The following is an 11,896-nucleotide window of genomic DNA, read 5'->3' as shown; positions in this document are numbered from 1 at the left end:
CCTAACTTCTTTGCTTTCGCTGAATTTTGAGGTGGGGTCTTACTGCCCATTAAAGCGGGATAAAGTGCAAGGAGATTGTGTCGAATGAACAAAAAGAATTTCAAAAAGAGTAAAGCTACTGATGGCATTGATGTTGAGTTCTCTCGTGAACTCGCTGACCACAATGACTTAGAAGCAAACGCACGTGCAAATGCCGCTGATGCACGTCAAAAACGCCAGTCAACAGAAAAATAAGGTGAATAATCACCTTATTCTTTTCAACAGGGACCTACTACCCAACAAAATAAGCCGAGAGATACCTCTCGGCTTATTTTCTATATTTTTTTACGTAATGCGCCAATGTAAGTAACGGATATATGTGGGCATAGCTATGATAACGAATATAAAACCCACCTGGTAAACCTGTTCCAGTAGGATATTTTTCATTCACATAAGAATTCGCAAGCAAATATGAAATACCTTTTTGAATAGCTGGTGTTTCATTATCATAGTAAGCAATGAGAGCATCTAACGCCCATGCCGTTTGAGAGGGTGTACTAAATGGTAAAGGAACAAATCTTTTCTCCAAGCTACTTTGACAAGATTCTCCCCAGCCACCATCTTCATGCTGTATATGTTCAAGCCATAAAGCTGCTCGTTTTAATGATGGATTGCTAGATGGAATTCCGAATGACCGTAAACCTGTCATAACAGCCCACGTACCATATATATAACAAATCCCCCATTTCCCATACCATGATCCATTCTCCTCTTGTACATTCATTAACCAATTTATCGCACTTTGTTTTTGTTTCTCAGGCAATTCATTTTGCGCATATGTCCCGAAAAACTCTAACACCCTCCCTGTAATATCTGGTGTAGAAGGATCTGTAATCATATCGCTTGCATTTTCGATTGGTAATTTTGCTAATATATTGCTCGTCACACCTTTTTCAAAAGCTCCCCAGCCCCCATCATTATTTTGCAATCCTTTAACCCAATTAATCCCTTTCTGCCAAGCATTATCTACCTTTTCGGTTCCTCTACTTCTTGCCAACACTCTTAGTGCAGCTGTTGTATCATCAACATCTGGAACTGTCGTATTTACATCCGAAAAACCCCAACCACCTGGAGTAAGCGCCGGGGCATGTACGCTCCAATCAGCTTTTTTTGTATGTTGTTTTTTTAATAAATATGCTGTTGCATTTTGAAGCATTTTATTATCTTTCGGAACGTGGGCCTCTTGTAACGCATAGCTGAGTAAGGCCGTATCCCATACAGTTGAGGGAGAGTTTTGCACATGATTCCCGCTTTCCATCTTCCATATATAAGATGTTATCCCAGCTATAGCCTTGTGAATCATTGATGATTGAAGAGAATGCCCTAACGCAAGTAAAGCATAAATCATATAAAACGAGGCAGTTGCGTAACTATATAACGTTCCATTTTCATCAATACGCTCTTTCATAAAACGCTCTACTTCCTCATATCCTTTATGATGTAACGAGAGTGGATACGAGATAATTTGTTTTACATCACTTAATAACGTTTGAAACAACGGAGACCGATCCTCCCGAAACCATTCTCCGCCCCCGCCCGCAATGTGATTTAAATTTGGCAATAACTTTTTCCCTACTCGAAACCTTTTATTTAAACACAGCATCATCGGAATTAAATGGATACGTGCTGAGCTACTCAATTCAAATATACTGAGAGGGGAATCATTCTGTAGAAACATGATTGGTGTTGGTAAATGAAAGAGTGAAGGATATTCATATTCTCCATGAATTGCTAATAAAAACTTCGTCATAAAATGAGCACGCGCCACGCCTCCGCGTTCCTTAATAAAATTTTCCGCTCGCTTCATACTCGCATCTTCTTTTGTATATTTTTTCGATGCAAGTAAGGCGGCATAAGATTGGATTGTAGCCGATAAATTACCTCCCACTTCATCTTCATACAATTTCCATGTTCCTTCATTTGTTTGAAGTGATGCTAATCTTTTTACAAACGGTTCTATCTCTTTATCTCTACCTAATAATTTTAATAAAAAAATCATATGGCAATCTGTTAATGGAGCTCCTTCAAAACAAAATCGCCACGTACCATCTTGCCGTTGCATCGTTTGAAGTGCATTTGCTCTTCTCGCTATTTCTTCATGCGCTTTTTCATATAATAACAAGTTACTCACCCACCCTTTCGAAATCCGTATAACGATATTCAAGAAGGTAGCTGAATATGTATGAATACAAAGAAAAGCAGAACATATAAAATGTTCTGCTCATAAACAATATCCTACTCCGACAATAATCCCTAATAAAGCACCGACTACTACTTCATACGGTGTATGTCCGACTAGCTCATTTAACTTCTTATATTCTGTTTGTTTACCGTGGAAAAACTCATTCAATATTTTCGCTTGTTTACTTACGGCAAGCCTTACTCCTGAAGCATCATACATAACAATAATGGCAAAAATAGCAGCAATGGCAAACATGGAACTTTCCACACCTTCCACAACTCCAACACCTGTCGCAAGCGCTGTAACAGTTGAAGCATGAGAACTTGGCATCCCACCTGAAGCGAAAAACTTTGCAAAATCAAATTCACCCGTTTTAAATAATTTAAAGACTACTTTCGTTAATTGTGCTAAAAACCATGAAATTACAGCGGCCATAAGCGGATCGTTATGTAAAATTGTTTCCACGTTCTCAGCTCCCTACTAGCTATAATGGAAATCCTATATAGTATCAGTATAAAGAAAAATGCGTAGAAAATACTACGCATTATGATACTTTTGCTGATTTATTTTTTATAAATTTCGGTTGTTTCTGCACTAAGAACTTTGTTTTCGCTACCGAGAATACAAATAATGCAACCCATATACAGAAAAATGCAATCATATGGGTAGATGTGAAATGTTCACCAAATACGAATACACCTAAAATCAAACTAATTGTTGGTGCAATATATTGTAAAAAACCTACCATATAAAGCGGAATAAGTTGGGCTCCTTTTGCAAAATAAAAAAGTGGTAGAGCTGTAACAATACCTGCTCCTATTAATAATAATGTCGATAACATTGAGATAGAGCCAAATGAGCCGAAACCATGTACTCCTGTCATTACTAGATAAATAATCGCAAACGGCGTCACTAACATCGTTTCCATCGTAAGTCCAATTGTCGCATCATAGTTTAACAATTTTTTCGTTAATCCATATAATCCAAATGAAAGGGCAAGTGATAAAGAAACCCACGGAATAGCCCCGAAACGTACTGTTAAAATGATAACTCCTACTCCAGCTAAACCAACTGCAACGTATTGCCAAAAGTTTAACTTTTCCTTTAAAACGACTGTACCAAGTAAAATACTAATAAGCGGATTAATATAATAGCCAAGACTTGCTTCAATGACATGATTATGATTAACGGCCCATATGTAGACAAACCAGTTTCCGCTAATCAAGACTGAAGCTATTGTTAATGACATTAATAATTTAGGTCGTTTAAAAAGATTCACGAACTCTCCAATAAACTGACGAAATCTCTTCGTAACACCTAATACGATTAACATAAACACGAACGCCCAAACGATGCGGTGTGCTAATATTTCATCTGCTGGGACTTCCTCAACCCATTTCCAATAGATTGGTAGTATTCCCCACATCGTATACGCACCAGCCGCATATATAATCCCTTTTTTTTGCTCTGCTGATTGACTCCCCATCTTCCTTTTTCTCCTCTTCTCATTTTTTCTCCATTATACGGTCTCACATGCTCACTTTACCAATAATCAATCTGCATTTCTTTCGACATTTCTCATACAACGAATAATAAACATATCGTTATTACAACAAGTAACGGTATGCCGAAAACAAATTTCTTTTTATGAGTTTTATGATGAAACATATACATACCGATCCAAGCTCCAACTGCTCCCCCAGCTGCCGCTGATAAAAACAACGTACTTTCTGGCGTTCTCCACTGTTTCTTCTTCGCTTTTCGTTTATCAAGCCCCATAAGGCTAAAAGCTATAACGTTAATAATAATAAAATAAATCCATTTCATCGCTTTCTCTCCCTATGAAAAATTCGCTTAATGGTAACATGAAAAAACGATGGAAACAACTGAAGATCACTTTTTATCAAACTAGTTTAATTCGTTACCTTCATATTTACATAACCAATTAAAATCGCAGTTATAGCAATTAAATAGAAAGCTGTTATGAGCAAAATCTTATATTTCATTCCCTTCACCCACTACCATAGCATCGAAAAAACTTCCCTCAATCTCCTTCTCATCAAAGTGAAGAACTATAATTAACCCTATATATAAAGAAACGAAATTTAAAAACCATCCCCCATTATCATCTTTCTTAGCTAAACATTTAAATATCTCTTGAAATTGCATACGCTCATCTGTTGCAACAACCGGTCGCACGCCAAAATATTTCAATACAAGATGTAGGTTTAGCTGCACGGATAATGATAAAATATATTTTAATAGCTCCGTATATTCTGCACTATCTTTTTGACTATACAACTTCACAAGCTTTTGATGTAAATGAGGGATCGATAATGTTACGTCATTCGTTTTTGTTGCTTCTATCGTTTCAATCATCTTTTTCATATTCACCACATTCACCCCTCCTGGAAAAACTCTAAAGCCAAAGAGTATTCACCTTACCTCATAATGTGCAATAATTGTGCATTTCTCGTCTCTCGTTCTTCTTCACTAACTAAATCATACTTTTTTAGAAGATGAAAAATATCATTTAATGTTTCCTGTGAATGATTACCTTGCAAAAATCCCTTTAACCCTATAAAAATTTCTTCAGATAAAAAACTCTTCTGACTTTCAAGCTTATTCATCACATCTTCAATAGAATGATCAATGTTACATGCCATATTAAACTTCCTCCCCTTATCCTCTATAAATAATATCCTCCGCTAACGATGTAAACACTTCTCCAACAAGAGAATCTTCATCATATACAGATGAACCGCTATTTTCTTCACGTTTTGCAAAAGGTACTTGTGCGATTACTTCTGTTTGCAATTGTTCTGCTAACATTTCGCCGCCGCCTTTTCCGAACAGATAATTTTTCGATTCATCTTGTTCTTCATAATAAGCCATGTTTTCCACAATACCTAAAATCTCGTGTTTCGTATGTTTTGCCATTACGCCTACTCTAGATGCTACGAATGAAGCTACATTATGTGGTGTTGTAACGATAATTTCTTTCGCCTGCGGAATCATTGCTGCAACATCAATGGCAACATCTCCTGTACCAGGTGGTAAATCAAGCAGTAAATAATCTAATTCTCCCCAGTGCGTATTCGCAAGGAAATTTTGAATCCATTTATTTAACATCGGTCCGCGCCACATAACCGGATTATTTCCTTCTGTAAAAAATCCCATCGACATGATTTTAACACCGTGACTAATAACTGGAATTGCTGTTTGATCAATCATCGTTGGTTTTTGATTCGTTTCCATCATAGCTGGAATGCTAAAACCATATATATCTGCATCTAATATCCCCACTTTTTTGCCCATACGAGCTAAAGCCGTTGCAAGATTAATTGTCACCGTTGATTTTCCGACTCCACCTTTTCCGCTCGTTACAGTAATAAATTGTACCCCTGAATCAGGACGAAGCATGCTCGGCATACCAGTTTCTGTTCTAGTATTTTTCTTTAACTTCTCTGTTAAGACTGCACGTTCTTCTTTTGTCATAGAACCAAATGTTAAATCCACTTTAGAGGCACCAATTGCGTGAAGTGAATCTTCAATATCTTGTTGAATTTTTGCTTTTAACGGACAACCTTGAATCGTTAGCACTACTTCAAGTTTAACCTCTGTTCCATTCATTTGTATATTTCTAACCATGTTTAACTCTACAATACTTTTGTGTAATTCTGGATCCTCTACATGTTTTAACGCATTCATTATTTGTTTTTGAGTAATCATAGAACTCATCCCTTCTCATATTCTAATTTATATACAACATCTTCTTGTCATTGCGAGAAACACTTATTATCCACCACTAACGGGCGGGATGAATGCGACGATATCTCCAGCTTTTATCATCTCTTCATTCGTTACAAACTCTTCATTAACAGCCACCATCACTTTATCAAGCGATTGTAAACCATAGCTTGCTTTGAGCCATTCTTTTAATTGCTGCACTGTCATTTCTTCTTTTTCTGAAATTACGAATCGATCCAATCCGACTTCCTCACGTAAATTTGCAAATAGTAAAATTGTAATCATTTTCTCATTCTTCCTTCTTCGGTTTTCCTGCTGGATAAGGTGTATTTTCAAGTTGATCTCCAATCCACATCGTTCCATCTTCCCAAAATTCTTTTTTCCATATTGGGACGATTCGTTTTATACGTTCAATCGCGTATTCATTCGCTTCATAAGCTACTTTACGATGCGGTGATGAAACTGCAATGACTACCGCAATATCCATTATTTCTAGCCGTCCTACTCGGTGCGTAATTGCTACTTTTGCATCCGGCCATCTTTCACTAATTTCTTCCCCAATTCTCGTAAGTTGTTTTACTGCCATCGGTTTATATGCTTCATACTCTAAATGTAGAGTTCGTTTTCCTTTTGTTAATTCTCTCACTGTACCAATAAAAGTTGTAATCGCACCTGCTTCTCTTCTTGCGACTTTATTCGTTACTTCTTCAACTACAATCGGTATATCTACAATCTCAAATAGCGCTTGTCCCATTGGAACCACCTCTCACTTTATAAAATGTCCAAGGCCATTCACTACCCTCGTTATCTTCCAATAAAAGAACATCCACAAACATATCTTTTTTATATCCTCTTGTCCCGCCTGGCAATACGATAAAAGCATTCGATTCTGCTAATGAAGAAACCGAGCTAGATTTATCAAACCCTGATGGATAAGCGATTAACTGACCTTCGTTATATGTCAGTTTTGCTCGTACAAATCTTGTAAATGGATTTGGCTTTAGAAAATCTTCTCCTAATAACGCTTTTTCTCTTTTTACATGTGCTTTTTCACTAAACATATACGTCTGAATACACGGCCTTACGAACAGTTCAAAGCCTACGTAACAAGCAGATGGATTTCCTGATAAACCAAATAATAACTTTCCGTTTAATTGCGCTACAGTCGTAACACTCCCTGGTCGCATTGCAACTTTATTAAAAAGAACTGTTGCACCTAACTTTTCATATATAGCCGGTAAATGATCATAATCACCAACTGATACGCCACCTGTTGTAATTAACATATCTACTTGCCTTAACGCTTCTTTTACAGCTAAGAAGCATGTATCAAAGTCGTCGCTAAACTTCCCAAAATATTTTACTCTTCCGCCCGCTCTTCGAATTTGAGACAATATCATATACGTATTACTATTTCGGATTTTCCCTGGCTGTAAGGAATCATTTACATCCAGTAACTCACTACCGGTCGCTAACAATCCAATTACAGGCTTTCTCGCCACTGGCACCTCGCTATAGCCGAACGTAGCAAGAAGAGCTGAAATACCTGGATTAATGTATGACCCTTTCTTCGCAAGAACCGTTCCTTTACGAACATCTTCACCTTGAAAAGAAATGTTGTCGCCCGTTTGGAATGATCGCTTCACTTCCATATAATTGTTGCCAGCCTCCTCATATTGACGAGTCAGCTCTAACATAACAACCGCATCACACCCACTTGGGATTTGCGCTCCCGTCATAATTCGAACTGCTTGAAACGGAGCTATTTTCTCGTGGAATAGTGATCCTGCCCCAATCTCTCCAACTACCTCAAATGCAATTGGTTTTTCATAGCTCGCTAAAGTAGTATCTTCTGCTCTAATAGCAAACCCGTCATACGGTGAACGATTGAATGAAGGTACATCATGATCAGCTACTAAATCCTCTGCTAATATACGTCCGTAAGCTAATTCAATAGGTAGTAGCTCCTTTAATCCCTCATTAGCAAATCCCATTATTTTACGAACAGCTTTTTCAACCGTAATTGGCACTCTTCTTTCCATTATTGACAACCCTTTCTATTAACCGAATACGCGATAATATAGTTGTTTCGCTTTCGAAATATCATTTGTACCATGAATGAAAACACGACCATCTTGAAAAATAACGACGCGATAATCGTCTAGTTGGCAAGATAGTAAATACGGATTTCGATCTACTTTCCCAAGTTTTTTTAATACTGTTTCTATATCATCAAAATTGTACTGTCTATTTTCTACTGGTCTAATTTGAACTGTATTTCTTCCGCACAAAACAGCTACCTTCGTTTGATTTTCGTATGATAAATAAGGATAAGTTCGATTCGAACCGCAAGAAGGGCAATCGTCTGTTTTGATTTTCCCTAGTTTTATAATATGGTTTTGGTTACTCCATATATCAAACATGAAAAACGTTTTTCTAATTGTTGAAAAATCTTCTACTAAAATTTTGAGTGCTTCCGCCATTTGATATGCTGCGACGATTTGAACAGTCGGACTAATAATTCCAGCGGTATCACATGTCACACCTGTAACAGGAACATTTTTCAGTACACAATGTAAACACGGTGTCTTTTGCGGAATAATCGTATAACTCATACCATATGATCCAACGCAAGAACCATATATCCATGGGATATTATGTTTTTGTGATAAATCATTTATTATAAATCGGATATCAAAATTATCTGTTGCATCAATTATTACATCGACATTTTCTAATAGCCCTTCCAAGTTTTCTACACATGCATCCATTACGAAAGCATGTATTTGTACTTCCGAATTAAGTTGTTCTAGCCGATTTTTAGCAGCAATTGCTTTTGGCATTTTCTCCCTTGCATCTTGTTCAGAGTACAATTGTTGCCTCTGTAAATTACTCCATTCAACGTAATCACGATCAATAATCGTCAACTTGCCAATACCTGCACGTACGAAACTTTCGGCACTTGCACTTCCTAATGCGCCTGCTCCTACAATTAACACATGTTTATTTCGAATTTTTTCTTGCCCTCTACTCCCAATTGGTTTGAACAACTGTTGTCGTGAATACCGCTCAGCCATTACATACCCTTCCTCTCACGGACTCTATTTCATATTAGAATGTTGTTTTTGATAACAAGCGAAGTACGCAAATCCAACAAAGCCTGCTCCTCCAATTACATTTCCGATAAAGACAGGAACAAAATTCCTAGCAAGATCCATCCACGTCAGATGACCTGCAAAAATAACTGCCGAGATGACAAACATATTTGCTACCACTTGCTGAAATCCGATCACTACAAATGCCATAATTGGAATCCAAATTCCGATTATCTTTCCGACAAAATCGCTCGTCCCATAAGCAAGCCAAAGCGCAAGGCAAACGAGCCAATTACAGCCAATTGCTAAAATTAAAGTTCTCCCAAATGATTCATGTAACTTTCCTTCTGCTATCGCTACCGTTTTATTTAAATAATCCCCCTCTGTTAATCCACCAAGATGACCGAAGCAATATGCAACGAAAATAGCTCCAACAAAATTCATAAGCGTAATCCAAACCCAGTTATTGAGTACACTTATCAATGTAATTTTCTTTGCATAAAGTGCCATAGACAATGACATCATATTTCCGGTAATTAATTCTCCCCCTGCTAATACGACGAGCATGAGTCCAATAGGAAAAACAGCGCCTCCTAAAATATTCACTAAACTCCCCCAGCGATCAGGTAAATTACCTAAAACTCGAATGTTAAGTAAAAATCCTAATGAAATAAATGCTCCTCCTAAAAAACCGAGAATAAGCATTGCTGGCAAGGTCTGACTTACTTTTTGAACACCGGCCTCAATTACAAGCTCAGCAATTTGTTCCGGTTTATGAAATGCCATTACTAATTCCTCCATTTTCTCCAAATAAAAAAGCAACTTCAAAAAACCTCCTCAAAATAAAGGTTTTTTAATGCTGCTTAACCTCTCTGCACATCTTTTACAGAGATATCAATCATCACTTTTACTATAAAATAGAAAATCTACAGACGTTGCACATTTTCCATTTTGTATATGCTTTATCATAACGTCACTTTTATATATCAACCACCAATATGTGACATTTCAATTTTAGGCACTCTTTTTTTATTTGTATTACTTAAACGTTCATCTGAATAGCGATCTTCTCGGTTATTCCATATATCGCGTACGACATCTGTTATTTCCTCGTCAGTGTATTCAGATCGAAGCAATTCTCTTAAGTCATTCCCTTTAGAAGCAAACAAACAAGTATACAATTTGCCTTCTGCAGAAATACGAGCTCTCGTACATGATGAACAGAAGGAATCTGTTACTGATGAAATAATACCTATTTCCTCATCACTTCCAATATAACGATAGCGAGTAGCAACCTCACCGGCATAATTCGCTTCTATCCGTTCTAATGGCATAATTTTATGAATGGCATCTACTATTTCTTGTTTAGAAACGACCTCTTTTAACTCCCAACCGTTATAATTTCCAACGTCCATATACTCAATAAAACGAAGAATATGCTTATTCTCCTTAAAGTATTGTGCCATCTGCAAAATATCTTGTTCGTTTTTCCCCTTTTGTACGACCATGTTTATTTTGATTTTCATACCAACTTCAGCTGCAGCCTGTATTCCTTCCAGAACCCTTTGCACTTTGCTCCTATTACCATTCAAATAAAAAAACCGCTCTTCTTCTAAAGAATCTAAACTAACTGTCACACGTGATAAACCCGCCTTATATAAATCAGGGGCAAACTTTTTAAGTAACGATCCATTGGTTGTTAAGCCGATATCCTCCACACCATCTATTTTATTAAGGCGCTCGATAAGCTGCGGAAGATCTCTTCGAAGTAACGGTTCTCCACCTGTAATTCGTAGCTTTCTGACACCTAAAGAAACGAAAATACGTGTTATCCTTTCAATCTCATCAAAAGATAAAATTTTATCATTAGACAAAAACGAATAATCCGGACCAAATATTTCTTCTGGCATACAATAACGACAGCGAAAATTACAGCGATCAGTAACGGAAATACGTAAATCCTTTAAAGGACGTTGTAATTTGTCTAATGTGACAGATTTCATATTTATTGCCTCGCTTTTACTTATTTTATATTTAAAACACGCTCTGGATGCGTATATACATTTAAAGATTGGTTACGGATAAACCCTATTGTAGTAATCCCTAACTCTTCTGCTAGCTGCAAAGCCAACTCAGTTGGAGCTGATTTTGACAATATAATTTCACAACCAATTTTCGCCACTTTCAATAATATTTCTGAAGAAATACGACCACTAAAAACAATGATTTTATCGCTTATAGAAATATTATTTTTTAAGCAATAACCGTAAATTTTATCTAACGCATTATGCCTTCCGATATCCATTCTACTTAAAATAATACCATTCACATCGCACAAAGACGCATTATGAACGCCGCCTGTATGACGAAATGTCTCCGCAGATTGCTGCATTTCTTTCATTAATCGAAAACAGTCTTCTGCAGCAACCTGTACATGGACACCATTCATTTTTTTCGCGCTTAGTGCATCATTTGCAAAAACAAACCCTTGTCTACTCATACCACAGCATGAAGTAATGTAACGTTTATTTTGCATTTGTTCGTAATACGGATTCACTTTTGTCGTCGTGACATGTACAAATCCTTCTTTCTCTTGTACCCATATGTCATCAATATCTTCATACTTTCGAATGATTCCTTCAGATGCTAAGAAGCCTATTACCATGTCTTCTATATATTCTGGAGTACTAACCATTGTAACAAACTCCTGTCCGTTCATTTTAATCGTGACTGGAAACTCTGTTACAATGCTGTCCTCTATATGCTTAAACGCCCCTTGTTCATAACGAAAGATTTCTCTTTCTACCTGTATCGGTTTCACGATCAGTAT

15 protein-coding genes are annotated in these 11,896 nt (G+C 36.9%); 1 reads left to right on the top strand and 14 read right to left on the bottom strand.

Translation table 11 applies throughout. The annotated features are described in order from the left end of the window. The first annotated feature begins 84 nt into the window (after nucleotides 1–84). Entirely contained in the window at nucleotides 85–234 is a 150-nt protein-coding gene (locus DN410_RS15025) for a YfhD family protein (protein ID WP_149177102.1), read from the top strand. A gap of 73 nt (nucleotides 235–307) precedes the next feature. Here the strand turns inward: DN410_RS15025 and DN410_RS15020 are convergent, their stop codons facing one another. The 14 genes from DN410_RS15020 to fdhD all read right to left on the bottom strand — a co-directional run bounded on the left by DN410_RS15020 (nucleotide 308) and on the right by fdhD (nucleotide 11,887). Then, entirely contained in the window at nucleotides 308–2,161 is a 1,854-nt protein-coding gene (locus tag DN410_RS15020; protein WP_149177101.1) for a terpene cyclase/mutase family protein, read from the bottom strand. Nucleotides 2,162–2,260: 99 nt separating this feature from the next. Further along, nucleotides 2,261–2,686, bottom strand: a complete 426-nt coding sequence (locus tag DN410_RS15015; RefSeq protein WP_098596899.1) for a divergent PAP2 family protein — start codon at nucleotides 2,684–2,686, stop codon at nucleotides 2,261–2,263. 79 nt (nucleotides 2,687–2,765) lie between these two features. Then, entirely contained in the window at nucleotides 2,766–3,707 is a 942-nt protein-coding gene (gene rarD, locus DN410_RS15010; RefSeq protein ID WP_000535531.1) for an EamA family transporter RarD, read from the bottom strand. Nucleotides 3,708–3,799: 92 nt separating this feature from the next. Beyond that, entirely contained in the window at nucleotides 3,800–4,048 is a 249-nt protein-coding gene (locus DN410_RS15005; protein ID WP_149177100.1) for a DUF1294 domain-containing protein, read from the bottom strand. A 168-nt stretch (nucleotides 4,049–4,216) separates the two neighbouring features. Further along, nucleotides 4,217–4,615 carry a hypothetical protein gene (locus tag DN410_RS15000; RefSeq protein ID WP_149177106.1) on the bottom strand — a complete coding sequence of 133 codons (399 nt, stop codon included), beginning with the start codon at nucleotides 4,613–4,615 and terminating at the stop codon, nucleotides 4,217–4,219. A 47-nt stretch (nucleotides 4,616–4,662) separates the two neighbouring features. Then, nucleotides 4,663–4,887 carry a group-specific protein gene (locus DN410_RS14995; protein ID WP_149177099.1) on the bottom strand — a complete coding sequence of 75 codons (225 nt, stop codon included), beginning with the start codon at nucleotides 4,885–4,887 and terminating at the stop codon, nucleotides 4,663–4,665. Between the two features lie 16 nt (nucleotides 4,888–4,903). Then, nucleotides 4,904–5,953, bottom strand: coding sequence for a P-loop NTPase (locus DN410_RS14990; protein WP_149177098.1), 1,050 nt, complete (start codon nucleotides 5,951–5,953; stop codon nucleotides 4,904–4,906). Nucleotides 5,954–6,019: 66 nt separating this feature from the next. Further along, nucleotides 6,020–6,256 carry a molybdopterin converting factor subunit 1 gene (gene moaD / locus DN410_RS14985; protein WP_002194735.1) on the bottom strand — a complete coding sequence of 79 codons (237 nt, stop codon included), beginning with the start codon at nucleotides 6,254–6,256 and terminating at the stop codon, nucleotides 6,020–6,022. 4 nt (nucleotides 6,257–6,260) lie between these two features. Further along, nucleotides 6,261–6,725, bottom strand: coding sequence for a molybdopterin synthase catalytic subunit MoaE (gene moaE, locus DN410_RS14980; RefSeq protein WP_149177097.1), 465 nt, complete (start codon nucleotides 6,723–6,725; stop codon nucleotides 6,261–6,263). After that, the gene (locus tag DN410_RS14975) at nucleotides 6,706–8,013 is read right to left on the bottom strand and encodes a molybdopterin molybdotransferase MoeA (protein WP_149177096.1); all 1,308 of its coding nucleotides are present in this window, start codon (nucleotides 8,011–8,013) and stop codon (nucleotides 6,706–6,708) included. The genes moaE and DN410_RS14975 overlap by 20 nt, the downstream gene beginning before the upstream one ends. 18 nt (nucleotides 8,014–8,031) lie before the next feature. Further along, the gene (locus DN410_RS14970) at nucleotides 8,032–9,048 is read right to left on the bottom strand and encodes a molybdopterin-synthase adenylyltransferase MoeB (protein WP_149177095.1); all 1,017 of its coding nucleotides are present in this window, start codon (nucleotides 9,046–9,048) and stop codon (nucleotides 8,032–8,034) included. A gap of 24 nt (nucleotides 9,049–9,072) precedes the next feature. After that, on the bottom strand, nucleotides 9,073–9,852 hold the full coding sequence (locus DN410_RS14965; RefSeq protein WP_149177094.1) for a formate channel: 780 nt from the start codon (nucleotides 9,850–9,852) through the stop codon (nucleotides 9,073–9,075). A gap of 200 nt (nucleotides 9,853–10,052) precedes the next feature. Then, entirely contained in the window at nucleotides 10,053–11,069 is a 1,017-nt protein-coding gene (moaA, locus tag DN410_RS14960) for a GTP 3',8-cyclase MoaA (RefSeq protein WP_149177093.1), read from the bottom strand. Nucleotides 11,070–11,089: 20 nt separating this feature from the next. Further along, nucleotides 11,090–11,887, bottom strand: a complete 798-nt coding sequence (gene fdhD / locus DN410_RS14955) for a formate dehydrogenase accessory sulfurtransferase FdhD (RefSeq protein ID WP_149177092.1) — start codon at nucleotides 11,885–11,887, stop codon at nucleotides 11,090–11,092. Nucleotides 11,888–11,896: the final 9 nt, after the last annotated feature.

Source organism: Bacillus sp. SH5-2 (assembly GCF_008368905.1).
Taxonomy (GTDB): domain Bacteria; phylum Bacillota; class Bacilli; order Bacillales; family Bacillaceae_G; genus Bacillus_A; species Bacillus_A luti.
Note: the sequence above shows the minus strand (reverse complement) of the source record. Positions and strands in the feature narration are given on the sequence as shown.